Source organism: Mycobacterium sp. E1747 (genome assembly GCF_001667775.1).
Taxonomy (GTDB): Bacteria; Actinomycetota; Actinomycetes; order Mycobacteriales; family Mycobacteriaceae; genus Mycobacterium.
Map to the genome: position 1 here is coordinate 1 of NZ_LZJI01000182.1, position 23,130 is coordinate 23,130.

The 23,130-nt window shown below is 68.4% G+C and carries 26 protein-coding genes; 8 read left to right on the forward strand and 18 right to left on the reverse strand.

The window, feature by feature from the left end; all coding sequences use genetic code 11:
• Positions 1-326 precede the first annotated feature (326 nt).
• Positions 327-1,112 (forward strand): beta-phosphoglucomutase family hydrolase, encoded by a 786-nt coding sequence (locus tag A5695_RS16985; protein ID WP_369830202.1) that lies wholly within the window; start codon positions 327-329, stop codon positions 1,110-1,112.
• Positions 1,109-3,475 (forward strand): glycoside hydrolase family 65 protein, encoded by a 2,367-nt coding sequence (locus A5695_RS16990; RefSeq protein WP_068084426.1) that lies wholly within the window; start codon positions 1,109-1,111, stop codon positions 3,473-3,475. The genes A5695_RS16985 and A5695_RS16990 overlap by 4 nt, the downstream gene beginning before the upstream one ends.
• Positions 3,476-3,478: 3 nt before the next feature.
• Here A5695_RS16990 and A5695_RS16995 read toward each other — a convergent pair whose 3' ends face one another.
• The gene (locus A5695_RS16995; RefSeq protein ID WP_068084429.1) at positions 3,479-4,045 is read right to left on the reverse strand and encodes a TetR/AcrR family transcriptional regulator; all 567 of its coding nucleotides are present in this window, start codon (positions 4,043-4,045) and stop codon (positions 3,479-3,481) included.
• 60 nt (positions 4,046-4,105) lie between these two features.
• On the opposite strand from A5695_RS16995, the gene A5695_RS17000 reads away from it, so the two are divergent.
• Positions 4,106-4,999 carry a TauD/TfdA family dioxygenase gene (locus A5695_RS17000; protein WP_068084433.1) on the forward strand — a complete coding sequence of 298 codons (894 nt, stop codon included), beginning with the start codon at positions 4,106-4,108 and terminating at the stop codon, positions 4,997-4,999.
• On the opposite strand, the gene A5695_RS17005 is transcribed toward A5695_RS17000, so the two are convergent.
• From A5695_RS17005 to guaB, 3 genes are all read right to left on the reverse strand, one after another.
• Positions 4,996-6,735, reverse strand: a complete 1,740-nt coding sequence (locus A5695_RS17005) for a GMC oxidoreductase (protein ID WP_068084436.1) — start codon at positions 6,733-6,735, stop codon at positions 4,996-4,998. The genes A5695_RS17000 and A5695_RS17005 overlap by 4 nt on opposite strands.
• A gap of 129 nt (positions 6,736-6,864) precedes the next feature.
• Positions 6,865-7,992: a GuaB3 family IMP dehydrogenase-related protein gene (locus A5695_RS17010; protein WP_068084439.1), complete on the reverse strand. Its 1,128-nt coding sequence runs from the start codon at positions 7,990-7,992 to the stop codon at positions 6,865-6,867.
• A gap of 6 nt (positions 7,993-7,998) precedes the next feature.
• The gene (gene guaB, locus A5695_RS17015; RefSeq protein WP_068084442.1) at positions 7,999-9,597 is read right to left on the reverse strand and encodes an IMP dehydrogenase; all 1,599 of its coding nucleotides are present in this window, start codon (positions 9,595-9,597) and stop codon (positions 7,999-8,001) included.
• Positions 9,598-9,759: 162 nt separating this feature from the next.
• On the opposite strand from guaB, the gene A5695_RS17020 reads away from it, so the two are divergent.
• On the forward strand, positions 9,760-10,170 hold the full coding sequence (locus tag A5695_RS17020) for a DUF5319 domain-containing protein (RefSeq protein ID WP_067280469.1): 411 nt from the start codon (positions 9,760-9,762) through the stop codon (positions 10,168-10,170).
• On the opposite strand, the gene A5695_RS17025 is transcribed toward A5695_RS17020, so the two are convergent.
• The 3 genes from A5695_RS17025 to A5695_RS17035 all read right to left on the reverse strand — a co-directional run bounded on the left by A5695_RS17025 (position 10,167) and on the right by A5695_RS17035 (position 12,396).
• Positions 10,167-10,925: an anti-sigma-D factor RsdA gene (locus A5695_RS17025; RefSeq protein ID WP_197515526.1), complete on the reverse strand. Its 759-nt coding sequence runs from the start codon at positions 10,923-10,925 to the stop codon at positions 10,167-10,169. The two genes, A5695_RS17020 and A5695_RS17025, sit on opposite strands and share 4 nt — an antisense overlap.
• Complete coding sequence (locus A5695_RS17030; protein WP_068084448.1) at positions 10,912-11,487, reverse strand: sigma-70 family RNA polymerase sigma factor; 576 nt, start codon at positions 11,485-11,487, stop codon at positions 10,912-10,914. The genes A5695_RS17025 and A5695_RS17030 overlap by 14 nt, the downstream gene beginning before the upstream one ends.
• 90 nt (positions 11,488-11,577) lie before the next feature.
• Positions 11,578-12,396: a hypothetical protein gene (locus tag A5695_RS17035; protein ID WP_068084451.1), complete on the reverse strand. Its 819-nt coding sequence runs from the start codon at positions 12,394-12,396 to the stop codon at positions 11,578-11,580.
• Positions 12,397-12,750: 354 nt separating this feature from the next.
• On the opposite strand from A5695_RS17035, the gene A5695_RS17040 reads away from it, so the two are divergent.
• The 3 genes from A5695_RS17040 to A5695_RS17050 all read left to right on the forward strand — a co-directional run bounded on the left by A5695_RS17040 (position 12,751) and on the right by A5695_RS17050 (position 14,324).
• Positions 12,751-13,059, forward strand: a complete 309-nt coding sequence (locus A5695_RS17040) for a WhiB family transcriptional regulator (RefSeq protein WP_046184677.1) — start codon at positions 12,751-12,753, stop codon at positions 13,057-13,059.
• Positions 13,060-13,136: 77 nt separating this feature from the next.
• Positions 13,137-13,871, forward strand: a complete 735-nt coding sequence (locus A5695_RS17045; RefSeq protein WP_068084454.1) for a superoxide dismutase family protein — start codon at positions 13,137-13,139, stop codon at positions 13,869-13,871.
• Positions 13,872-13,922: 51 nt separating this feature from the next.
• On the forward strand, positions 13,923-14,324 hold the full coding sequence (locus A5695_RS17050; RefSeq protein WP_068084457.1) for a hydrogenase: 402 nt from the start codon (positions 13,923-13,925) through the stop codon (positions 14,322-14,324).
• A gap of 170 nt (positions 14,325-14,494) precedes the next feature.
• Here A5695_RS17050 and A5695_RS17055 read toward each other — a convergent pair whose 3' ends face one another.
• Positions 14,495-15,364: an adenylate/guanylate cyclase domain-containing protein gene (locus A5695_RS17055; protein ID WP_255398683.1), complete on the reverse strand. Its 870-nt coding sequence runs from the start codon at positions 15,362-15,364 to the stop codon at positions 14,495-14,497.
• A gap of 66 nt (positions 15,365-15,430) precedes the next feature.
• Positions 15,431-16,051, reverse strand: a complete 621-nt coding sequence (locus tag A5695_RS17060; protein WP_231974876.1) for a hypothetical protein — start codon at positions 16,049-16,051, stop codon at positions 15,431-15,433.
• Between the two features lie 373 nt (positions 16,052-16,424).
• Between A5695_RS17060 and A5695_RS28645 the strand changes: the two genes are divergently transcribed.
• Positions 16,425-17,096: a hypothetical protein gene (locus A5695_RS28645; RefSeq protein WP_156749708.1), complete on the forward strand. Its 672-nt coding sequence runs from the start codon at positions 16,425-16,427 to the stop codon at positions 17,094-17,096.
• 38 nt (positions 17,097-17,134) lie between these two features.
• On the opposite strand, the gene A5695_RS28650 is transcribed toward A5695_RS28645, so the two are convergent.
• The 9 genes from A5695_RS28650 to A5695_RS17105 form a co-directional block, all read right to left on the reverse strand.
• The gene (locus tag A5695_RS28650) at positions 17,135-17,464 is read right to left on the reverse strand and encodes a hypothetical protein (protein ID WP_156749709.1); all 330 of its coding nucleotides are present in this window, start codon (positions 17,462-17,464) and stop codon (positions 17,135-17,137) included.
• Between the two features lie 78 nt (positions 17,465-17,542).
• Positions 17,543-17,764 carry a hypothetical protein gene (locus A5695_RS29140; protein WP_068084462.1) on the reverse strand — a complete coding sequence of 74 codons (222 nt, stop codon included), beginning with the start codon at positions 17,762-17,764 and terminating at the stop codon, positions 17,543-17,545.
• Positions 17,765-17,822: 58 nt separating this feature from the next.
• On the reverse strand, positions 17,823-19,445 hold the full coding sequence (gene groL / locus A5695_RS17075) for a chaperonin GroEL (protein ID WP_068084465.1): 1,623 nt from the start codon (positions 19,443-19,445) through the stop codon (positions 17,823-17,825).
• 190 nt (positions 19,446-19,635) lie between these two features.
• The gene (gene groES, locus A5695_RS17080) at positions 19,636-19,938 is read right to left on the reverse strand and encodes a co-chaperone GroES (RefSeq protein ID WP_068084468.1); all 303 of its coding nucleotides are present in this window, start codon (positions 19,936-19,938) and stop codon (positions 19,636-19,638) included.
• A 200-nt stretch (positions 19,939-20,138) separates the two neighbouring features.
• Entirely contained in the window at positions 20,139-21,167 is a 1,029-nt protein-coding gene (tsaD, locus tag A5695_RS17085; protein ID WP_068084470.1) for a tRNA (adenosine(37)-N6)-threonylcarbamoyltransferase complex transferase subunit TsaD, read from the reverse strand.
• On the reverse strand, positions 21,164-21,634 hold the full coding sequence (gene rimI, locus A5695_RS17090; protein ID WP_068084473.1) for a ribosomal protein S18-alanine N-acetyltransferase: 471 nt from the start codon (positions 21,632-21,634) through the stop codon (positions 21,164-21,166). Before rimI ends, tsaD begins: the two co-directional genes overlap by 4 nt.
• Entirely contained in the window at positions 21,631-22,254 is a 624-nt protein-coding gene (gene tsaB, locus A5695_RS17095) for a tRNA (adenosine(37)-N6)-threonylcarbamoyltransferase complex dimerization subunit type 1 TsaB (RefSeq protein ID WP_068084475.1), read from the reverse strand. The genes rimI and tsaB overlap by 4 nt, the downstream gene beginning before the upstream one ends.
• Positions 22,255-22,303: 49 nt before the next feature.
• Complete coding sequence (gene tsaE / locus A5695_RS17100) at positions 22,304-22,777, reverse strand: tRNA (adenosine(37)-N6)-threonylcarbamoyltransferase complex ATPase subunit type 1 TsaE (RefSeq protein WP_068084478.1); 474 nt, start codon at positions 22,775-22,777, stop codon at positions 22,304-22,306.
• Positions 22,778-22,925: 148 nt separating this feature from the next.
• The coding region (locus tag A5695_RS17105) for an alpha/beta fold hydrolase (protein WP_231974877.1) at positions 22,926-23,130 on the reverse strand (205 nt) is incomplete at its 5' end.

The window sequence follows — 23,130 nt, forward strand, 5'->3', positions numbered from 1 at the left end:
CTCCACAATGCGCCCATCAATCGCATTGCGCTGACCACACAACTCCGCCAACTCCTCGAACAACACATCAAGACGCGTCGGCTCATTCACCACCCAAGCGCCAACAGATGCGGTCAACGACATAACCCCATCCTCGCAGCCGGGTACGACAAGTCTGGGCCACGCGGGACGAGACTCCGATCGACTCTGCGCATAGTGGCCGCACTGCACCGAGCGGACGCTGTGCGGCCTGCTGAAGGACGCGTAGCGATCGTTCAGCCATGGATTGAAGCACGCCCACACTCGCGCGGCGGTGACCCTGGCGACGCACGGGCAAGCATGGTGGAGTGGACATCGTCGCCCGACTCGATACCAGGAAGCGAGGTCCGCCCGTGCTGGGTCTGCCCGAGAAGGTGCATGCCTGTCTGTTCGACCTCGACGGGGTGCTCACCGACACCGCGAGCGTGCATACCAAGGCCTGGACCGCCATGTTCGACGACTACCTGTCGGAGCGGGCCAAGCGCACCGGGGACGACTTCGTCCCGTTCGATCCAGCCGCCGACTACCGCCAATACGTGGACGGCAAGAAGCGCGAGGACGGCGTCCGGTCTTTCCTACAGAGCCGCGGGATCGAGCTACCCGACGGCAGTCCCGACGACGCGGCAGACGCCGAGACGGTGTACGGCCTGGGCAACCGCAAGAACGACATGTTCCAGAAGGTCCTGCGCGAAGACGGCGTCGAGGTGTTCGAGGGCTCGCGCCGATACCTGGAGGCGGTTTCCGCCGCGGGACTGGGCGTCGCCGTGGTCTCCTCGAGCGCCAACACCCGCGACGTCCTGGAGATCACCGGCCTGGACCGGTTCATCCAGCAGCGGGTCGACGGCATCACGCTGCGCGACGAGCACATCGCCGGCAAGCCCGCGCCGGACTCCTACCTGCGGGGCGCCGAGCTGCTCGGCGTCGACGCCGGCGCGGCGGCCGTGTTCGAGGACGCGATCTCCGGCGTGCAGGCCGGCCACGCCGGCAAGTTCGGCTATGTGGTGGGCGTCGACCGGGTGGGCCAGGCCGACGATCTGCGCCGCAACGGCGCCGACGTGGTGGTCACCGACCTCGCCGAGCTGCTGCCCTCATGATCACCGACGAATCGTTTCCCGTTGATCCCTGGCACGTCAGCGAAACCCAGCTCGACCTGAACATCCTGGCCCAGTCGGAGTCGCTGTTCACCTTGTCCAACGGGCACATCGGGCTGCGCGGCAACCTCGACGAGGGAGAGCCCTACGGGCTGCCCGGCACCTACCTGAACTCCTTCTACGAAATCCGGCCACTGCCCTACGCCGAGGCCGGCTACGGTTACCCGGAGGCCGGCCAGACGATCGTCGACGTCACCAACGGCAAGATCATCCGACTGCTGGTCGAGGACGAGCCGTTCGACGTCCGATACGGCGAATTGCTCTCGCACCAGCGGGTTCTGGACATGCGCGCCGGGACGATGGCCCGCTGCGCGCACTGGCGCTCCCCCGCGGGCAAGGAGATCAAGCTGGTGTCCACCCGGCTGGTGTCATTGGCCCAACGGGGGGTGGCCGCCATCGAATACGTCGTGGAAGCGGTCGGTGACTTCGTCCGCGTGACGGTGCAGTCCGAACTGGTCACCAACGAGGACCAACCCCAGACCTCGGGCGACCCGCGGGTCTCGGCCATCCTGGAGAGTCCGCTGGTGGCCGTCGACCACGAAAACACCGACACCGGGGCGCTTCTCATGCACCGCACCCGCAGCAGCGCCCTGATGATGTCGGCCGCGATGGACCACGAGATCGACGTTCCCGGCCGCGTCGAGTTCAGCACCGACGCCCGAGACGACCTGGCCCGGACCACCGTGATCTGCGGGCTGCGGGCCGGGCAGAAGCTGCGCATCGTCAAATACCTGGCCTACGGCTGGTCCAGCATGCGCTCCCGTCCGGCACTGCGCGACCAGGCCGCGGCCGCCATCCACAGCGCCCGCTACAGCGGATGGCAGGGGCTGCTGCAATCGCAACGCACCTACCTGGACGACTTCTGGGACTGCGCGGACGTCGAGGTCGAGGGCGATCCCGAATCCCAACAGGCGGTGCGGTTTGGGCTCTTTCACCTGTTGCAGGCCAGCGCGCGCGCCGAGCGCCGCGCCATCCCGGCCAAGGGGCTCACCGGAACCGGCTACGACGGCCACGCCTTCTGGGACACCGAGGGCTACGTGTTGCCGGTGCTCACCTACACCGCGCCGCATGCCGTCGCAGACGCGCTGCGGTGGCGGGCGTCGACGCTGGATCTCGCCAAGGAGCGGGCGGCCGAACTCGGACTCGAGGGCGCCAGCTTCCCCTGGCGCACCATCCGCGGACAGGAGTGCTCGGCCTACTGGCCTGCGGGCACCGCGGCCTGGCACATCAACGCCGACATCGCCATGGCCTTCGAGCGCTACCGCATCGTCACCGGCGACGAAGAGCTGGAAAAACATTGTGGCCTAAAGGTTCTCGTTGAGACAGCGCGGCTGTGGGTGTCGCTCGGCCACCACGATCGGCACGGCGTCTGGCACCTCGACGGCGTCACCGGCCCCGACGAGTACACCGCGATCGTGCGGGACAACGTCTTCACCAACCTGATGGCGGCGCACAATCTGCACACCGCCGCCGATGCCTGCAACCGCCATCCCGAAGCGGCCGAGGCCCTGGGGGTCACCACCGAGGAGACGGCGTCCTGGCGCGACGCCGCCGACGCCGCCAACATCCCCTACGACGCCGGCCTGGGGGTTCATCAACAGTGCGAGGGGTTCACCACGCTGGCCGAGTGGAACTTCCAGGAAAACCACTCCTATCCGTTGCTGCTGCATGACCCGTACGTGCGGCTCTACCCCGCGCAGGTGATCAAGCAGGCCGACCTGGTGCTGGCGATGCAGTGGCAGAGCCACGCGTTCACCCCGGAACAGAAGGCCCGCAACGTCGATTACTACGAGCGGCGGATGGTGCGCGACTCGTCACTGTCCGCGTGCACCCAGGCGGTGATGTGCGCCGAGGTCGGTCACCTGGAATTGGCGCACGACTACGCCTACGAGGCCGGGCTGATCGACCTGCGCGATCTGCACCACAACACCCGCGACGGCCTGCACATGGCCTCGCTGGCCGGCGCCTGGACGGCGCTGGTCGGCGGCTTCGGTGGGCTGCGCGACGACGAGGGCATTCTGTCACTGGATCCCGCACTGCCCGACGGCATTTCGCGGTTGCGATTCCGCCTCCGGTGGCGCGATTTCCGGGTCACGGTCGACGTCAGCCATGCCGATGTCACCTACACGGTGCGCGACGGGCCGGACGGCCAGCTCACCATCCGGCATGCCGGTGAAGAGGTCACCCTGAGCAGTGATACGCCGAAAACCATTGCGGTGCGGGCGCGCAAGCCACTGCTGGCGACCCCGCAGCAGCCCCCTGGCCGTGAGCCGCTGCGTCGCCGGGCGCTGGCCCGGAAGAAGTGAGCGTCAGCCGGACTTGAGGATCCGCCCCACCTCTGCGCCCACCGCCTGCCGTATGTCGTCGTCGGTGAGCTCGTCGATTCCGGTCGCCGAGCGCAGGATCGGCGCAAACAGTCGCCAACCGAATTGCAGCGCAAGGGCATTGGCGACGGCCAGGCGCGCATCGATCTCGTTGTCGTGAAGCGGCCGTACCCAGCCCAGTAGCGTCGCGATGTTCGGGAAGCGCTTCTGCAGCTGCCCCGCCGGATACCCGTCGAGCACGGTGCGGGCCATGACCCGCATCTGCCGGTCGATGGCCCGGTTCAGGTCGTCGGCGGGCGCCTCCTCACTCAGCAGGGCGCTCAGGTCGGCGCCCAGGTGGTCGAGCACGGCGCCAACCAGATTCTCCTTGGTGCCGAAGTGGCGGAACACCAGCCCGTGGTTGACGTTGGACCGCGCGGCGATATCGCGGATCGACGTCGCGGCCGGACCCCGTTCGGCGAACAGGTCGGTGGCGGCCTCCAGGATCGCCGCAGCGACCTCGGCCCGCCCGGTGGGCATGTTGGCGCGGCCACTTGCGGAACGTGTAGTCATGTGACTACAGTACTCGATGTAGTCAGTTGACTACATCCTATCAAGCGAGGATTGATGAAAATGATCGGTCAGATAACCGTCACCAAGCTGGGCAGCCGCATCGGCGCGCGGGTCGACGGGGTGCGCCTCGGGGGCGACCTCGACCCCGCCGCGGTGGAAAAGATCCACCAGGCGCTGCTGGCCCACAAGGTGATCTTCTTCCGCCACCAGCACCAACTCGATGACGAGCAGCAGCTGGCGTTCGCCGGGCTGCTGGGCACCCCGGTCGGCCACCCCGCCGCCGAGGCGCTCGCCGCCAAGGGCGCGCCGGTCATCACCCCGATCAACTCCGAGTACGGCAAGGCGAACCGCTGGCACACCGACGTCACTTTCGTCGCGAACTACCCCGCGGCCTCGATCCTGCGCGCCGTCACCCTGCCCCGCTACGGCGGATCGACGATGTGGACCAACACCGCGGCGGCGTACGACGACCTGCCCGAACCGCTCACGTGGCTGGTCGACGACCTGTGGGCGCTGCACACCAACCGCTATGACTACATCACCCCCGAGGCACTGACCGACACGCAGCGCGCCTTCCGTCAGGCCTTCGAGAAGCCGGATTTCCGCACCGAGCACCCCGTGGTGCGGGTGCACCCGGAGACCGGCGAGCGCACGCTGCTATTGGGAGATTTCGTGCGCGGGTTCGTCGGCCTGGACAGCTACGAATCAAGCACCCTCTTCGACATGCTGCAACGACGAATCACCAAGCCGGAGAACACCATCCGGTGGAACTGGGCGCCGGGCGACGTCGCCATCTGGGACAACCGGGCCACCCAGCACCGGGCGGTCGACGACTACGACAACCAGCCCCGGCTGATGCACCGGGTCACGTTGATGGGCGACGTGCCCTTCAACATCCACCGGCAACGCAGCCGGGTGGTCAGCGGCGCCCCGCTCGAGGCGATCGCGAGCTAACCCGCCGTGGACCGCACCGGGGTGATCGGCACCCAGCGCAGCGCACCCGGCGCGGTCGCCGGCACCGCGGGCTGCTGGGGCGCGATCGGATCCAGCCGGCGGTACGCATGGCCCTGGGGTGGGCGCTGGTCGTTCTCGCCCTTGTTGGGCCACAGCGAGGCGGCCCGCTCGGCCTGCGCAGTGATCGACAGCGACGGGTTGACGCCCAGATTCGCCGAGATCGCGGCGCCGTCCACCACGAACAGCGTGGGGTAGCCGTAGACGCGGTGGTAGGGATCGATGACCCCGTTGTCGGGGCTGTCGCCGATCGCCGCGCCGCCGAGGAAGTGCGCGGTCAGCGGGATGTTGAACAGCTCGCCCCAGGTGCCGCCCGCCACACCGTCGACCTTCTCGGCGATGCGCCGGGTGACCTTGTTCCCGACGGGATTCCAGGCCGGGTTGGGGTCCCCGTGTCCCTGCTTGCTGGTGTACCAGCGGATGCCCAGCTTGCCGCGCTTGGTGTAGGTGGTGATCGAGTTGTCCAGGTGCTGCATGACCAGAGCGATCAGGGTGCGTTCGCTCCACTGGCGGACGTTGAGCATCCGCATCATGCCGCGCGGGTTCTCGCGCGCCTGGTCCAACAGCTGCTTCCAGCGCGGCACGTCGGTACCCTCCGGGCCGGTGCCGTCGGTCATCAGCGTCTGCAGCAGGCCCATCGCGTTGGAGCCCTTGCCGTAGCGGACCGGTTCGATATGGGTGTCCGACGTCGGGTGGATCGACGACGTGATGGCCACGCCATGGGTCAGGTCCAGGTTCGGGTCGACCTCGAGCTTGCCGGCGCCGACGATGGACTCGGAGTTGGTGCGGGTCAGGACGCCGAGCCGCTCGGACAGCCGCGGCAACTTGCCCCGGTCGCGCATCTTGAACAGCAGATGCTGGGTTCCCCAGGTGCCGGCCGCCAGGATCAGGTGGGTCGCGGTGAAGGTGCGCCGGTCCCGGCGCAGCCAGCTTCCGGTGCGCACGGTACGGACCTGCCACAGCCCGTCCGGGCGCTGCTGGAAACCCTTCACGGTGGTCATCGGAATGACCTGGGCCCCAGCCGATTCGGCGAGGCCGAGGTAGTTCTTCAGCAGCGTGTTCTTGGCGCCGTAGCGACAGCCCGTCATGCAGCATCCGCATTCCAGGCAGCCGGTGCGCTCCGGTCCCGCGCCGCCGAAATAGGGGTCCGGCACGGTCTTGCCGGGCGTCTTGGTGCCGTCGGGGCCGAAGAACACTCCCACCGGGGTGGGCACGAAGGTGTCACCGCAGCCCATCTCGTCGGCGACTTCCTTCAGGATGCGGTCGGCGTCGGTGAAGGTCGGGTTCGTCACCACCCCGAGCATCCGTTTCGCCTGCTCGTAGTGCGGCATCAACTCGTCGCGCCAGTCGGTGATGTGTGACCACTGCCGATCGGAGAAGAACGGCTCCGGCGGCACGTACAGCGTGTTGGCGTAGTTCAGGGAGCCGCCGCCCACCCCGGCCCCGGCCAGGATCAGCACGTTCTTCAGGGGATGGATCCGCTGGATGCCGTAACACCCCAGCCTGGGGGCCCACAGGAACTTGCGCAGGTCCCACGACGTCTCGGCGAAGTTCTCGTCGGCGAAGCGCCGACCGGCCTCCAATACGCCTACCCGGTAGCCCTTTTCGGTCAGCCGCAGCGCGCTCACGCTGCCCCCGAATCCCGAACCAATGATCAGTACGTCGTAATCCGGCCTCATCGCACCAGTATGGCCCTACTCGCCGGTAACAAACCAGTGGCCCGTGCCGCCCCTTAGTCGCCAGCACGCGGCTGGCCGCACATTCGGAGCCGAGCGTGCGGCTGGCCGCACATTCGGCGGCAGAAGCGCTCAGCTCCCGGTACTCAGCCCGACCTTCTGGAACTCCTTGAGGTCGCAATAGCCGGCCTTGGCCATCGATCGGCGCAACCCACCGACCAGATTCAGCGACCCGAACGGGTCGTCGGACGGCCCGCCCAGCACCCGTTCCAGCGGCGGCCGCTCACCCAGGGCGATCTGCAACAACGCCCCGCGCGGCAACGAGGGATGCGCCGCCGCGGCCGGCCAGAACCAGCCCTCGCCCAGCGCCTCGGCGGCCTCGGCGAGCGGCGTGCCGAGCACCACCGCGTCCGCGCCGCAGGCGATCGCCTTGGCCAGGTCGCCGGAGGTGTGGATGTCGCCGTCGGCCAGCACGTGCACGTAGCGGCCGCCAGTCTCGTCGAGGTATTCGCGCCGCGCGGCGGCGGCGTCGGCGATCGCGGTGGCCATCGGCACGCTGATGCCCAGCACCTCGTCGCTGGTGGTCACGCCCCGGGTGGAGCCGTAGCCGACGATGACGCCGGCGGCCCCGGTGCGCATCAGGTGCAGTGCGGTGCGGTGGTCGAGCACCCCGCCGGCCACCACCGGAATGTCCAGCTCGGAGATGAAGGTCTTCAGGTTCAGCGGCTCGCCGTCGCTGGCCACTCTTTCGGCGGAGACGATCGTGCCCTGGATGACCAGCAGGTCGATGCCGGCCTGCAGCAGTATCGGGGTCAGCGCCTGGGCGTTCTGCGGGCTGACCCGCACCGCCGTGGTCACCCCGGCCTCCCGGATGCGCGCGACCGCGGCGCCCAGCAGCTCGGGATTCAGCGGCGCGGCGTGCAATTCCTGCAGCAGCCGGATCGACGCCGACGGTTCGGGCTCCTTGCTGGCGGCCTCGACGAGCTGGGCGATCTTGCCCTGCACGTCGGCGTGCCGGCCGATCAGGCCCTCGCCGTTGAGCACGCCCAGCCCGCCGAGGCGGCCCAGCTCGATGGCGAACTCGGGGGAGACCAGCGCGTCGGTCGGGTGGGCCACCACCGGGATCTCGAAGCGGTAGGCGTCCAGCTGCCAGGCCGTGGATACGTCCTGGGACGACCGGGTGCGCCGCGACGGCACGATGCTGACTTCGCTCAGTTCATAGGTCCGACGGGCGTTGCGGCCCATCCCGATTTCCACCATGCCGGGTCAGCGCGCGAAGTAGTTCGGCGCTTCGACGGTCATGGCGACGTCGTGCGGATGACTTTCGCGCAGACCGGCCGAGGTGATCCGGACGAACTGCGCCTGCTGCAGCGCCTCGATGGTGGGCGAGCCGGTGTAGCCCATCGCGGCGCGCAGACCGCCGGTGAGCTGGTGGATCACCGAGGACAGCGGACCGCGGAAGGGCACCCGGCCCTCGATTCCCTCGGGCACCAGCTTGTCCTCGCTCAACGCGTCGTCGGCGAAGTAGCGGTCCTTGGAGTAGGACTTCCCCCCACCGGCGCCGCCCCTACCTTGCATCGCGCCCAGCGACCCCATGCCGCGGTAGCTCTTGAACTGCTTGCCGTTGACGAAGATCAGCTCGCCCGGCGCCTCGGCGGTGCCGGCCAGCAGCGAGCCCAGCATGGCCGTCGACGCACCGGCGGCCAGGGCCTTGGCGATGTCACCGGAATACTGCAGCCCGCCGTCGGCGATCACCGGTACGCCCGCCGGCCCGCAGGCCGCGACCGCCTCTAGGATCGCCGTGATTTGTGGCGCGCCGACTCCAGCCACCACCCGGGTGGTGCAGATCGATCCCGGCCCGACGCCGACCTTGACCGCGTCGGCACCGGCGTCGACCAGCGCCAGGGCCGCGGACCGGGTGGCGACGTTCCCGCCGATCACCTCGACCTTCTCGCCCACCTCCGCCTTGAGCTTGCCGACCATGTCGAGCACCAGGCGGTTGTGCGCGTGGGCGGTGTCCACGATCAGGACGTCGGCCCCGGCGTCGACCAGCATCATCGCGCGCACCCAGGCGTCACCGCCGACGCCGACGGCCGCGCCGACCAGCAGCCGGCCGTCGCTGTCCTTGGTGGCCAGGGGGTGCTGCTCGGTCTTGACGAAGTCCTTGACGGTGATCAAGCCGGTGAGCCGGCCGTGGCCGTCGACGACGGGCAGCTTCTCGATCTTGTTGCGGCGCAATAGGCCCAGCGCCGCGTCGGCGCTCACCCCCTCCTGGGCGGTGATCAGCGGGGCCTTGGTCATCACCTCGGCGACCTTGCGGGCCTGGTCGACCTCGAACCGCATGTCGCGGTTGGTGATGATGCCCACCAGCGCACCGGTGTCGTCGACCACCGGCAGACCCGAGATCCGGAACCGGGCGCACAGCGCGTCGACCTGGGCCAGGGTGTTGTCCGGACGGCAGGTGACCGGGTCGGTGACCATGCCTGCCTCCGAACGCTTCACCATCTCGACCTGGCCGGCCTGCTCGGCGACGGGCAGGTTGCGGTGCAGCACGCCCATGCCGCCGGCCCGGGCCATCGCGATGGCCATCCGCGACTCGGTGACGGTGTCCATCGCCGAGCTGACCAGCGGCACCTTGAGCCTGATCTTCTTGGTGAGCTGGCTGGACGTGTCCGCGGTGGCGGGAACCACATCGGACGCCGCGGGCAGCAACAAGACGTCGTCGAAGGTGAGGCCGAGCATCGCCACCTTGTTCGGGTTGTCACCCCCGGTGGGCACCGCGTCGTCGACCAGCCCGCCAACGCGCACGTAGGGGCTGCCGACGAGGTCGGAGCTGTCTTCCAGGTGGGACATGCCACGGGTCATCGGCGGGGCCCTCCATACGATGCGGCGTGAGAACTCCATCCTATCGGCACCCGCGCCCCTCGAGCCGCTGGCCGGTGCGCGCCGCGGGTGGCAAACGGCGCGGAAACGACCGGCGGCTTCCCTGCTGGCGTTATCCCGGCCGGGCTGCGTAGGCTAGTGTGCGTGCGCGATCACCTCCCACCGGGTTTGCCGCCCGATCCTTTCGCCGACGACCCCTGCGATCCGTCGGCTGCGCTGGAAGCCGTAGAGCCGGGGCAACCCCTGGACGCCCAAGAGCGGATGGCGGTCGAGGCGGACCTGGCCGACTTGGCCGTTTACGAGGCCCTCTTGGCGCACAAGGGCATTCGCGGGCTCGTGGTGTGCTGCGACGAATGCCAGCAGGACCACTATCACGACTGGGACATGCTGCGGGCGAACCTGTTGCAGCTGCTGATCGACGGCACCGTACGCCCGCACGAGCCGGCCTATGACCCGGAACCGGACGCCTACGTCACGTGGGATTACTGCCGGGGATACGCCGACGCCTCGCTGAACGAGGCCACCTCCTCCGACGCCGACGGATACCGGCGCTAGGGATTGTTCGGCGCGGCCGCTGATGGGGCTGACGTCTGGCCGTGATGGCGGTGCTTGCTCCACGACTGACTGGGCGACGGCGTGACCGACGGGCTCGGGGAAGCGTCGGACGGTGCCGGGGCCGCCGTCGGGGCCGGGGTGGTCGGGGTCGACCACGCTGATGGGGTGTTCGCCGGCAGCGTCGCATTCGGGTTGCGCGATTGCACCTTGGCATTCAACAGATTCAGCTGGTTCGTCAGTTCCTGTTTGCTGGCCGGGTCTTCGATCGACTGGACCAAGCTGCTCACCTCGGTGAGCTGATTGCGCGCCTGGTCCCACTCACCCCGGTCGATCGACTCCTGCACCTTGGCCAGATCGGCCCGGGCGGACAGCAGGGCCTGATGCTTCTCGTTGACGCGCGGCTGGTCGAAGAACATGGCGTGCAGCCCGTACAGCGTGGTGCCGGGGCGGGCCTCGACCACCATGGCGCCGAAGCCGCTCATCACCAGCAGCGCCGCGGCGACCGATCCGATCGTCGCCAGGCCCCGGCGGCTGCGGCGGCGGTCGGCCAACCCGGCGCGCAGGGCGCCGACGGCCTCCTCGGCCGAGACCAGCGCGCTGGCCGGCGGCCAGCGCAGGTTGTCGCGCCAGTCCTCGAGCAGCGTGGCCATCGCGTCGGTGTCGGGGTCGCCGACGTGCACGGGCCGCCGCTCGGCGAGCGCGTCGAGTAGCAGATCGGTGTGGGCGAATTCGTCCAGGGGTTCAGGCACAGTCACCTGCCGCGATCATCTCGGATTTGAGGCGGGACAGCGCACGGTGCTGGGCCACCCGGACGGCTCCAGTGGTGCTGCCCACGGCGGACGCAGTCTCCTCCGCGGACAGGCCGACGACGACACGCAGGATCAGGATCTCGCGTTGCTTGGCGGGCAGGATCTCGAGCAGTTCGCTCATCCGGCTGACGGAATCGGCTTCGATGGCCCGCTGCTCGGGGCCGGCGTCCGAGGACCAACGCTCGGGGATCACTTCGGTGGGGTAGGAGAGGTCGCGGCCGGCGGCGCGATGGGCGTCGGCGACCTTGTGGGCCGCAATGCCGTACAGGAATGCGAGAAAGGGGCGTCCCCGGTCCCGGTAACGCGGCAGCGCCGTTATAGTCGCCAAGCACACCTCCTGTGCCACGTCATCCGCTGACAGGCCACCCCTCTCGATTGTCCCGACCCGCGCGCGGCAATATCGCACGACAATCGGACGGATGGTCTCCAGCACCTCCCGTAGTGCGTTACTGTCCCCTGCCACGGCCTTGGCAACCACAGCGTCGAGACGATCCCCTTGAATTGTCATCGACGGTGGTATCTCCAACGTTACGAACCGGACACATCGCGGGCTAACCGGGCTAACTAACGAACTGACAATAACGGGCGCAAGGCCATTTCAAGCGGAACGCCACGTCGCACCGGCGCGCCGCACGTGGCCTGCGGAGACATCGCGAATTTCCCGGAGCTCTTGTGTCGAAAAGGTGACGTTTCCGAGATCAATCAGCAAGCACGCCAATGCCCACCGCAGCGGGACCAGCCCGAGCGGCCCGGTCGCGTCCAATGCGGCCTCGGCCACCGCGCGGGCCCGGTCGACGGCGCCGACGCTGCAGAGGGCGGCCGCCAGCACGACTTGGCTTTTCACCGCGTGCCGCGCCGACGCGACGGCCATGGCGCCCGCCAGGTCCACCGCTTCGTTCGCATGGCGGACAGCGGTTTCGCCGTCGCCCCGAGCTATCGCCAGTTCGGCGGCCACCCACCGTCGCCGCACCGGCAGCCGGTCGGGTACCGCCCCTACGCCCAGCACGGTATCGGCGCGCCGCAACAACGTGGCCGCGGCGGGGAAACGGCCGACGCCCAGCGCGTCGGCCGCCAGCCCGATGAGGGCGTCCCCGGACGCCTCGGGGTCCCCGCCGGCCAGCGCCAGGGCACGGCCGTCCCAACCGCGCGCCAGGGCGTGCCAACCGAGTTGGCGCAGAAAGGATCCGTGCGTGCTGTGGGCCAGGGAGACCAGCCGCCCGGCGGGGGCGCTGCGCCGCAGCTCCCCCAGGTCGCGGTACGCGCTGCCGTAGCGCCCCTGCCCGCCGGCGGCGACGGCGCGCAGCCACAACTCGTCCGGGGTGACCGCCGTCGGCAGGGGCCACGTACCGGGCTGGTCGCCGAAGGCGGCGGCGGCCAACGTCCGGCCAATCACGAAAATGTGACGAGTTTCAATCACGGCGATGGTAGTAAACAGTTTGTGCTATTCCCGTTACCGAACTGTTAATCACAACAGGCCCTGTAGTAATCGCAGCCCACCCTCCCTTGCCCCGTGAACTGCGAAATCTCGTTTTGATCAAGTGCCTGGTAGCACGGAGCCTGTTTCGCCAACGGTTGACGTATGAACGCGACGTTAATTCTTTTATAACCATTACATACTTTGTCGGGCTAAGTGGCTATTGACGCAAATTCGCCGTCCGCCCTAACGTCTACGCATGACGGGTAGTCATCGGTGACGCCGCTTCATTTCAGTTGCACAATCGCTTCGCGAACATGACCTTACTGGGCGTGCCGTGCAGAGAGGGAGACACCAATGCCACAGCCGGAGCAGCTACCTGGACCCAACGCCGACATCTGGAACTGGCAACTGCAGGGCTTGTGCCGCGGTGTTGACTCGTCGATGTTCTTCCATCCCGACGGTGAGCGCGGCCGCGCCCGCATGCAGCGCGAACAGCGCGCGAAAGAGATGTGCCGCCAGTGCCCGGTCATCCAGGAGTGCCGTTCGCACGCCCTGGAAGTCGGTGAGCCGTACGGGGTTTGGGGCGGCCTCTCGGAGTCCGAGCGCGATCTGCTGCTGAAGGGCGACATCGGCCGCACCCGCGGCATCCGCCGCTCGGCCTGAGTCCCAGCGCCGACGGGCCCGCCGCTTCGGCGGCCAGACCCCGTTTCGACCGCGGCCGATTGGGGTAGGCCCGGCCCATGAACAAGGGCGTATCCCTCGCGGCCGTGGCGCTCGCCGCGACCATCGCACCGTTGGCAGCATGCGCAAACCAGCAGGGCGGCCAATCCGGCACGTCGACGTCCTCCAGTGCGCCCCCGGGCACCGAGCGGATGACCACACAGCTCAAAGGCACCGACGGAAGCCAGGTCGGCACCGCCACCATCGATTTCGCGAACGGGTATGCGACCGTGACCGTGGAGGCCGGACCCAACCAGGTCCTGAACCCGGGTTTCCACGCGCTGATGATCCACGGGGCGGGCAAATGCGAGGGGGACTTCGAGTCCGCCGGAAGCGTCTACCAGGCACCGAATCACACGGGTTTTCCGGCCAGCGGCGACTTGACCGCGTTGCAGGTGCGCAACGACGGGTCGGCGAAACTCGTCACCACGACCAGCTTGCTCACCGCCTCAGACCTGAGGAACAGCGCCGGCACCGCACTGATCGTCCACCAGAACGCGGACAACCTGAGCGGGACCTCGACCGGTGAGTCGGGCAAGCGGGTGGCCTGCGGCGTGATCGCGGCGGCGTCCGCAACGACGACGTCGTCCACCTCGACGACCACCAGCGTCACGACGATCACGACGACGACCGAAGTCCCGCCGCCGTCCACCAGCACGAGCACCGTCACCGTCACCAGCAGCCCGTCCTACACGTCGACGCCCCCAACCACGACGGTGACAACGCCGCCGAGCCTTCCACCCGGAACCCGCTGACCCAGCGTTGGCGGGAACGCGACGATGGCCCTGCGCTCCTAGTGTGCCGACATGCAGACGGTTTTGTTCACGCTCGGACTGGTGTTATTCCTGATCGGTTTGCTCACCGGTTTCGTCGTGCCCGCGCTGAAGAATCCGCGCATGGCGCTGTCCAGCCACCTCGAGGCCATCCTCAACGGGATGTTCCTCGTGGTGCTCGGGTTGCTCTGGCCACACATCCACCTGCCCCACGCCTGGGGCGTCACGGCGGTCGTGTTGATCGTGTACGCCGGCTACGCCAACTGGCTGGCCACGCCGCTTGCAGCGGCATGGGGTGCGGGGCGCCGGCTCGCGCCGATCGCGGCGGCCGACTACGAGGCCTCGGCGGCCAAGGAGTGGGTCGTCAGCTTCGTGTTGCTGTCGCTCGCGCTGGCGATAGTTGGGGGCGTGGTCATCGTCATCGTCGGGATCTGACGAGCCGGCGTTTGGCGCCCAGGTGAAGTCGCTCGCTGGCTTTTTCGCGCCACGGCGCGGATAGGGGTCGCGGCGGCGCTCGGAGCCGCCGTCCTGATTGTCGTCGCCGGCTGGTTCGCCGCGCACACGGTGTCCACCGTGGACTTCGCGCGGCCCTATTAGTCCAAGCTCTAGTGCGAACCCTTGAGCGCCGGGTCGAGGCCGAAAATTTGCGCGGGGGCCGACTTACCCTTCAGCGCGTGAAATCCCCTGTCGATCAGTCCAATTGGCGGAAAAGCCAGGGCGTCGACGGACTGTTGGGTGAGCAGGATCGCGTCACCTGTGACCTTGGTAAGCTGCTCGACGCGCGCGGCGACGTTCACGGTGTCCCCGATGAGGGTGAATTCCAGCTTGCCTCCGCCGCCGATGGTTCCGGCGATCACAGTGCCGGTGTTGATCCCGATGCCGATCCGAAGTGCCCTGCCGAATTGGTCGGCGACAAGGCGATGAATCAACGCAGCGACGTTCACCGCCGCGTCGGCATGATCCGCAAGGTCGTTCGGGGCACCGAAGACAGCCAAGGCGCCGTCCCCGAGAAATTTGTTGACGTGCCCACCGGCCTCGACGACGGCGGGCACAACGATCTCGAACAGGGTGTTGAGGTGGGCGACGGTGTCCTCGGCACTGTTGGCCTCGGCGAACGGCGTGAAATCACGGATGTCGACGAACATCACGGTTACGTCGCGCCGCTCCCCCGTGAACACATCGTCGCCCTGCTCGAGCAGGCGCGAAGCCAAGGCCGGGTCAACGTAGGTGCCGAAGGCGGCTTGAAGGCGTTGCCGCTCAGCCAAACCCGCCTGCATGCCATTGAACGAGGCCGCCAGCGCGCCCAAGTCGTCGTCCTGAACCACCGGCAAGCGCTGGCTATAGTCACCGGCCGCAACGCGTTTGGTGCCTTCGGCAAGGTCCCGGGCCGGGCTGCCGTGCTGGCGCGTGTACCGCTCGATCGAAGTTTGTGGTTCTCTAGCAGGTCGCCCAGGCTTGAACCCGCCTACTCGCACCGAGCGTGGGGCCTATGGATGAAAACCATCGGCTTCTCGTGCATGAGCCCCGCGCTTGGTAGTCAGTTACCTGTGCGCGAATTCCGCGAGCTTGGCATCGAGCGCCGCGGCATCCGGTCTCGCGTACAACTTCGGCTCGCGCTTGTTGATCCATACCAGGAATGGGCAGCCGGTTGCGGGGCCATCCACCGTTCCCAGATGTTCGATACGCTTGCCGGTCCTCGCCTCGCGCAGTTCGACGTCGTACTGCACGGCGTAATAGTCGACCGACACACGCTCGCCCGCGTCAGTCTTGAGGTCGCAGGTGCGCGCCTTCGTCTCCGACCCAGGCTTGCGGGTAAGGCACGCAACCACATTCGCTGACTGGAAGTCATTGGGGCTCACCGCGTAATCGGCGCGAGAGTCGAGTATCACCTCGTTCCAGTGGGTGTTTGACAACTGGCTCATCGGGTCCGGCTCGTCGTTCGGAGCGAACGCCAGAATCTTGTACGGCTTCCCGTATGCCGCGGCATTGCTGATGGACCCGCGATCGCACACCACGTCGAAGCCCATAACGGAGGTGGCTTTCTGGACGCCGCCGCGCCCGTCGAGACCGTCGTGGGCCACGTCGCGGATCACGAAAAAACCGACGATCGCCGCCGGTACCACGACGACGATCGCCGCGACGGCGACCACGACTACCAGCACGACATTGGTCTTGCGCGGCGGAGGCGCCGCCGGCGACGCCGGCGGCGGGTACGGCGGGGGCCATTGCCCGGGATACTGCGGTGGTCGCGGTGGCCACTGCTGCGAATAGCTCACGCTCGTACCCCCCACGTCATGGTGCGGCAGCTTAGCAATCGGCGCTCGACAACACGAACCGCCGATCGGGATGCCGCCGGCACATCGCTTTCTTCGCAATGCCGAAACGTCCGCCGAGGACGCCGCACAGGGAGAAGACCGGCTCTGAGTTCCGCAGAAACGAGGTATGAAGGCCTGAGGCAGTACTACGGTGCAATTCGGGACCCTACAGCCAGCTGCAGCGAATTCGATTCTGGTGGTGAACACATTGTCATCGAGGATGCAGACTCAGCGCGATGAAGAGGATACGGTCGCGACTCACCCAGCCCAGGAGTATCTTGCGGGACCCGCCGCCGTCGAAGCGAGAAAGCGCTCACCGAAGCGTTTGATCAAGACGACCAAACTCCTTATGGCACCGGGGTTTACGTTCTGGGTGATCCTCAATGCCCCCAGCGCCTGGGGCGGGCCGGGAGGCAACATCCCAGGCCCCGGGGTGTGCGACTATCCCGGTGTCGGCGGAAGTTCTTTTGAGGCGGGGGCCACGACGTATTACTGCGACTTTCCCATCGAGGAGAACAGCACCCACTGGCACTGCGAATACGGCGGGTGGAACATGGGTGGTCCGGGTGGTAACTCCATCATCGGTGGAGCTTTCATGGGTTTTGGGCTGACCATTCCGGCAGGCGATTTCGGGGGTGCGGCCGGTGGTTGTTCATGGCGCTGGCCGGATAACACGATCGGCCCTGCACCGAACCCACCGGGCGCGTGGAGGAACTACTTGGTACCCAAGCCGCCACCGCCCGAACATCGGGCGCAACCGACTCCACCGGCCGAGCCGGAGTCCGGGCCGGCGCCGGTCGAGAGTCCTAATGTCGGCCAGGAGCCAGAGACACCGGCCTACACCAACCCGGCATTTCCGAATCCCGGCAGGACTCAGAATCCGCCAAGTTAGCGCCCGTCGCGGCAGATGTCGTCTATGGCGACGTCAAACTAGGGGCACATGAAGCTGATCGGCGGGCAATGCCTGATCGTGATCGCCTCGATCGGCGGGTTGTCACCGTCCCAGATCGAGGTCGGCCGGCCCTGCATGGTGACGTTGCCCATCCCGTATTGGGTCGGATACCAGGTGTGGCAGACATTCCAGTCCCAGTCGATGTACTGGTTCACCACGAAGGGCATCTGCTTCGGGTTGCCCGGGCACCAGCGGTGCGGTTCCATCGTGTCCGCGTGAGCGACGCCGACACCCCACCCGCTTAGCGCGGCGCCCCCCGCCAGCAGCGCGGCAGCGGTGAGCCTCTTCGTCGTGTGGGCAAGCAGCATGATGGCCGTCCTTTCTGGTGCGTTCGTGGCACCAGTGCACAATCCCCACCTCGCTACCGATCCCAACAAACCAAGGAATCAACATCCTAAGCGGCCGAGGCGCTCAATCTCGTCCTCAACGATGGCAGCGACTTGTATCTCGACGCGCATCTGTGGACCCGCCAGCGCAGCCACGCCGATGCGGTCCACACCGGCGCGCGCGCCCGCGCGAAGGCGCAACGGCTCGACCATGGTGTCGAGGTGATCACCACCGATCCGGCCGTTCGCATCCGAAAGGTGATACGAGTGCACGGCCGGCACGCACGATGACGAAACGCCCCCGGCCGTTCGACCGGGGGCGTTTCGTTACCTACTGCTTCTAGTGGTGGTGATGCCCATGGCCGTGGCCGTGGTCATCGTGTTCGGCGGCGGGCTTGTCGACGATGGCCGTCTCGGTGGTGAGCACCATGCGCGCCACCGACGCCGCGTTGACCACCGCGGACCGCGTCACCTTGACGGGGTCGATCACGCCCTCGCCGATCAGGTCTCCGTAGGTGAGCTTGTCGGCGTTGAGCCCGTGCCCGGCCGGCAACTCGCTGACCTTACTCACGGCAACCGCGCCGTCCAGGCCGGCGTTGGTGGCGATCCAGTACAGCGGCGCCGCCAGCGCCTCGGCGAACACGCCGACGCCGGCGGCCTGATCGCCGGACAGCGATCCGCGCAGCTCCTTGAGCGCGGTGCGCGCCCCGATGAGGGCCGAACCGCCGCCCGCGACGATGCCCTCCTCGACGGCGGCCTTGGCCGCCGCGACGGCATCCTCGACGCTCTCCTTGCGTTCCTTGAGCGCGGTCTCGGTGGCGGCGCCCACCTTGATCACGGCCACACCGCCGGCCAGCTTGGCCAGCCGCTCCTGCAGCTTCTCGCGGTCCCAGTCGGAGTCGCTCGCCTCGATCTCGGCGCGCAGCTGCTTGATGCGCGCGTCGACCGCGTCCTTGGAGCCGCCGCCGTCGACGATGATGGTGTCGTCCTTGCTGACCACCACGCGACGGGCCGAGCCCAGCACATCGGTGCCGACCTCGCGCAGCACCAGGCCAGCGTCGGGGTTGATCACCTGCCCGCCGGTCACCACCGCCAGGTCCTCGAGGAAGGCCTTGCGCCGGTCGCCGAAGAACGGCGCCTTGACCGCAACAGCTTTGAGCGTCTTGCGGATCGAGTTGACCACGAGCGTGGCCAGGGCCTCACCCTCGATGTCCTCGGCGATGATCAGCAGCGGCTTGCCCGACTCGGCGACCTTCTCCAGCATGGGCAGCAGGTCGGGCAGCGAGCTGATCTTCTCCTGGTGCAACAGGATCAACGGCTCGTCCAGCACGGCTTCCTGCGCATCGAAGTCGGTGACGAAATACGCCGACAGGAAGCCCTTGTCGAAGCCGACGCCCTCGGTGAACTCCAGCTCGGTGTTCAGCGTCGAGGACTCTTCGACGCTGACCACGCCGTCGGCACCGACCTTGGTCATCGCCTCGCCGACCAGCTCACCGAGCTGCGCGTCACGCGACGACACCGTCGCAACCTGAGCGATGCCGTCCTTGCCGGATACCGGGGTGGCCGCGGCGAGCAGCGCCTCAGACGCCGCGTCGGCCGCCTTGGAAATTCCGATGCCCAGCTCGATCGGGTTGGCGCCGGCCGCAACCAGACGCAGGCCGCCCTTGACGAGCGCCTGTGCCAGCACGGTCGCCGTGGTGGTGCCGTCGCCCGCCACGTCGTTGGTCTTGGTGGCCACCGACTTGACCAGCTGGGCGCCCAGGTTCTCGAACGGGTCCTCCAGTTCGATCTCGCGCGCGACGGTCACGCCGTCGTTGGTGACCGCGGGCCCGCCAAAGGCCTTGGCCAGCACCACATGCCGGCCGCGCGGCCCCAGGGTCACCCGGACCGCGTCGGCGAGCGCATTGACGCCGGCCTCGATCGCGCGGCGCGCGGTCTCGTCGTACTCAATAACCTTGCTCATCAGGCTCCTCTTCGATGGTGGCGACCCGCTTCACCCGGCTTCGCCGCGCTTGCGATCGCCACGCGCTTGACGGTGGCGACCCGCTTCACCCGGCTTCGCCGCGCTTGCGATCGCCACTACCCGTTAACGCGTGCCGCCCCGGAAATCACCCGCGGCCATGCGCGGGGATTGCCGGGGCGGGCCACGGTGCTTACTTCGATACGACGGCCAGCACGTCGCGCGCCGAGAGGATCAGGTACTCCTCGCCGTTGTACTTGATCTCGGTGCCGCCGTACTTGCTGTAGATGACGGTGTCGCCTTCAGAGACGTCGAGCGGAATCCGCTTCTCGCCGTCCTCGTCCCAGCGGCCGGGACCGACTGCGACGACGGTGCCTTCCTGCGGCTTCTCCTTGGCGGTGTCAGGAATGACCAGACCGGACGCGGTCGTGGTCTCGGCCTCGCTGGCCTGCACGAGAATCTTGTCCTCGAGTGGCTTGATGTTCACCTTCGCCACGATTGGAGCCTCCACTAGTTAGATCGGGTCCGGGGCGGGGTGCCCCGGAATTATCAAGGGATTCGGCAGTCGTCCGAGCCCGAGCGCCGTCGTCGCGGGTGCCGGCACAGGGTTTGGCCGATTGCCACCTAGCACTCTATACATGAGAGTGCTAGCACTCAAGGGCCCCCCGCTGCGTACCGGATATTCGCTATAAGCGATCATGTCACCTGGGCTTTTATCACCGGCAGGCCCGGGTCGCTGGGCACGTCCAGCCGGGACTGCGGCGCGCCCGCGGCCACCAGGTGCGCGGCAAAGGACGCGATCATGGCCCCGTTGTCGGTGCAGAGCCGGGGGCGGGGGATCCGCAGCGTCAGCCCGGCCGCCGCGCACCGCTGCTCCGCCAGCTCCCGCAGCCGCGAGTTGGCGGCCACTCCCCCGGCGATCAGCAGGGTCGAGACGCCCAGCGCCGTCGCCGCGCGCACCGCCTTCATGGTCAGCACGTCGGCGACGGCCTCCTGAAAGCCGGCGGCGACATCGGCGTTCACCGCGTCCGGGTGGCTCTCCAGGTAGCGGGCGACGGCCGTCTTCAGCCCCGAGAAGCTGAAGGCGTACGGGTTGTCGCCGGGTCCCGTCATGCCCCGCGGGAAGGTGACGGCGTCGCGATCACCGGAGCGGGCCAGGTCGTCGAGCACCTTGCCGCCCGGGTAACCCAGCCCCAGCAGACGGGCCACCTTGTCGTAGGCCTCACCGGCGGCGTCGTCGACGGTGCTGCCGAGCTCGACGATCGGTTCCCCCAGGGAACGCACGTGCAGCAGGTGGGTGTGCCCGCCGGAGACCAGCAGCGCCACGCATTCGGGCAGCGGCCCGTGTACGTAGACGTCGGCGGCCAGGTGCCCGCCCAGGTGGTTGACGGCGTAGAACGGCACCCCCCACGCGGCCGAATATGCCTTGGCCGCAGCGACTCCCACCAGCAGCGCGCCGGCCAGGCCGGGCCCGATCGTGGCGGCGACGATGTCGGGCTTGCCCACGCCGGCCGTCTGTAGCGCGCGGCGCATGGCGGGTCCGAGGGCCTCCAGGTGCGCCCGCGACGCGATCTCGGGCACCACGCCGCCGAAGCGGACGTGTTCGTCGACGCTGGACGCCACCTCGTCGGCCAGCAGCGTGACGGTGCCGTCGGGGTCGAGCCGCGCGATGCCGACTCCCGTTTCGTCGCAAGAGGTTTCGATCGCCAGGATCGTCTTCGTCATGAGCGGGCCCCCAGGCGCATCGTGTAGGCATCTGCGCCGCTGGCGCGGTAGTAGCGCCGGCGCAGGCCGATCTGTTCGAATCCCACGCTGCGGTACAGCCCGATGGCCGCCTCGTTGTCGGTGCGCACCTCCAGGAAGACGACGCCGCCGTCGGCGAAGACCAGCAGCTCGTCGAGCAACCGACGGCCGATGCCGTGCCCCTGATATGCGGCGTCCACGCCGATGGTGTGGACCTCGTACTCGAACGGCGGGGTGCGGCCCAGCCGCGAGATTCCGGCATACCCCACCAGGGTGCCGCCGGCGCGCGCGCCCACGTAGTGGTTGTGCGGGCTGGCCAATTCCCGGTTGAAGGCAGCCGCAGGCCACGGGTCGTCGCCGTCGAACAGCTGCCGTTCGAGCTCGGCGCAGCGCGCCGCGTCGGCGGAAGTCAGCGCGCCGAGCGTCACGGGCTCGCGGGTGGCGGTCATTGCCGCGCCGCCATCGGCTTGGCGTCCGGACGGCGAAGGTACAGCGCCACCAACGGCAGCGGGCGCTGCGACCAGTCGGGTACCGCTGCGACGAGCCCGGCCGGCGTGGGGTAGACCGGCCCGCGGTGCGGCAGACCGAACAGCGCCGCGTGCTCTTTCGAGCCGGCCACCGCCTGGGCCGGGCCCGGGTCGACGTCGGCCGGGGCGTTGACCCCCGGCCCTTCCATTCGGAACCCGTCGCGGTAACGGGCCCAATAGATCTCGCGTCGGCGCGCGTCGGTGACCACCAGCGTCTCGCCGTTGGTACGCACCCCGATGGCGTCCAGGCTGCACACGCCGCGCACCGGGATGTCCAACGCGTGCCCGTAGGCGGCGGCGGTCGCCATTCCGGCCCGCAGGCCGGTGAACGGGCCGGGGCCGCAGCCGACCACGACGGCATCCAGGTCGCCCATCGTCAGCCCGGCATCGGCGAGGGCGGCCACCACGTTCGGGGTGAGCCGCTCGGCGTGCGCCCGGGCGTCGACGGTGACCCGCTCGGCCAGCACTGTCAGGTCGTCGCGCCGCACGATCCCGGCCGTCACGGCGGGGGTCGCGGTGTCGAGTGCCAGGACGATACTCATGCGCACCGCTTCTCCTCATCGCTTCGCTCTGCAGCGTCGGCGGTGCGACTCACGATCGAACCCACTGCCACGACGCGATCCGCACGTCCGATCCGCTGAGGCGTTCCAGACGAATGTCGAGGTGCCGCTCGGCGAGGCGTTCGACGATGCCCTCGCCCCACTCCACCACCACCACCGCGTCGTCGAGGTCGGTGTCGAGGTCGAGCGAGTCGAGCTCGCCGAGCAGGTCGGCGCCGTCTTGATCCAGAAGCCGGTACATGTCGACGTGAATCATCGTCGGTGTCCCGGGCCGCCGCGGCGGGTGTACCCGCGCCAGCACGTACGACGGCGAGGTAACCGGGCCGTCGACGTCCATCGCCGCGGCGATTCCCTTGGCCAGCACGGTCTTTCCCGCACCGAGCGGACCGGTGAGCACCACGACGTCGCCCGCCCGCAGCTGCTCGCCGAGCCGTGAACCCAGGGCGACGGTGTCCTCGACGCGGTCGAGGGTGGCCGTGCCGCCATCAGGCTGCGGTGATCGCAAGCGCGGCGAAGCCGGGCGCGGCGGGTCACCGCCATCAGGCTGCGGTGATCGCAAGCGCGGCGAAGCCGGGCGCGGCGGGTCACCGCCATCAGGCTGCGGTGATCGCAAGCGCGCCGAAGCCGGGCGCGGCGGGTCACCGCCATCTGCCCTAGCCACGGCGACGCAGCCTCTCCCGTATCCACCGGGCGGCCAGCGCGGCGCGGCCCGGGGTTGCCCGCTTGACCAGCCGGACCAGCCCGTCGTTGATCGCCTCGGGCTTGTCCAGCAGCGCGAGGTGGCTGGCCCCGCGGACGATGACCAGCTCGGATTGCGGCAGCGAGGCCGCCATCTTGCGCGAGTACTCGTCCGGCGTC

Coding starts and splice junctions, on each gene's coding strand:
- A5695_RS28645 (WP_156749708.1), top strand. CDS start 16,425: ATGCAGACTCAGCGCGATGAAGAGGATACGGTCGCGACTCACCCAGCC.
- A5695_RS16995 (WP_068084429.1), bottom strand. CDS start 4,045: ATGACTACACGTTCCGCAAGTGGCCGCGCCAACATGCCCACCGGGCGG.
- A5695_RS17030 (WP_068084448.1), bottom strand. CDS start 11,487: ATGACAATTCAAGGGGATCGTCTCGACGCTGTGGTTGCCAAGGCCGTG.
- A5695_RS17040 (WP_046184677.1), top strand. CDS start 12,751: ATGCCACAGCCGGAGCAGCTACCTGGACCCAACGCCGACATCTGGAAC.
- A5695_RS28650 (WP_156749709.1), bottom strand. CDS start 17,464: ATGCTGCTTGCCCACACGACGAAGAGGCTCACCGCTGCCGCGCTGCTG.
- A5695_RS17005 (WP_068084436.1), bottom strand. CDS start 6,735: ATGAGGCCGGATTACGACGTACTGATCATTGGTTCGGGATTCGGGGGC.
- A5695_RS17000 (WP_068084433.1), top strand. CDS start 4,106: ATGATCGGTCAGATAACCGTCACCAAGCTGGGCAGCCGCATCGGCGCG.
- A5695_RS16990 (WP_068084426.1), top strand. CDS start 1,109: ATGATCACCGACGAATCGTTTCCCGTTGATCCCTGGCACGTCAGCGAA.
- A5695_RS17045 (WP_068084454.1), top strand. CDS start 13,137: ATGAACAAGGGCGTATCCCTCGCGGCCGTGGCGCTCGCCGCGACCATC.
- tsaB (WP_068084475.1), bottom strand. CDS start 22,254: ATGAGTATCGTCCTGGCACTCGACACCGCGACCCCCGCCGTGACGGCC.
- A5695_RS17010 (WP_068084439.1), bottom strand. CDS start 7,992: ATGGTGGAAATCGGGATGGGCCGCAACGCCCGTCGGACCTATGAACTG.
- guaB (WP_068084442.1), bottom strand. CDS start 9,597: ATGACCCGTGGCATGTCCCACCTGGAAGACAGCTCCGACCTCGTCGGC.
- tsaD (WP_068084470.1), bottom strand. CDS start 21,167: ATGACGAAGACGATCCTGGCGATCGAAACCTCTTGCGACGAAACGGGA.
- A5695_RS17050 (WP_068084457.1), top strand. CDS start 13,923: ATGCAGACGGTTTTGTTCACGCTCGGACTGGTGTTATTCCTGATCGGT.
- rimI (WP_068084473.1), bottom strand. CDS start 21,634: ATGACCGCCACCCGCGAGCCCGTGACGCTCGGCGCGCTGACTTCCGCC.
- groL (WP_068084465.1), bottom strand. CDS start 19,445: ATGAGCAAGGTTATTGAGTACGACGAGACCGCGCGCCGCGCGATCGAG.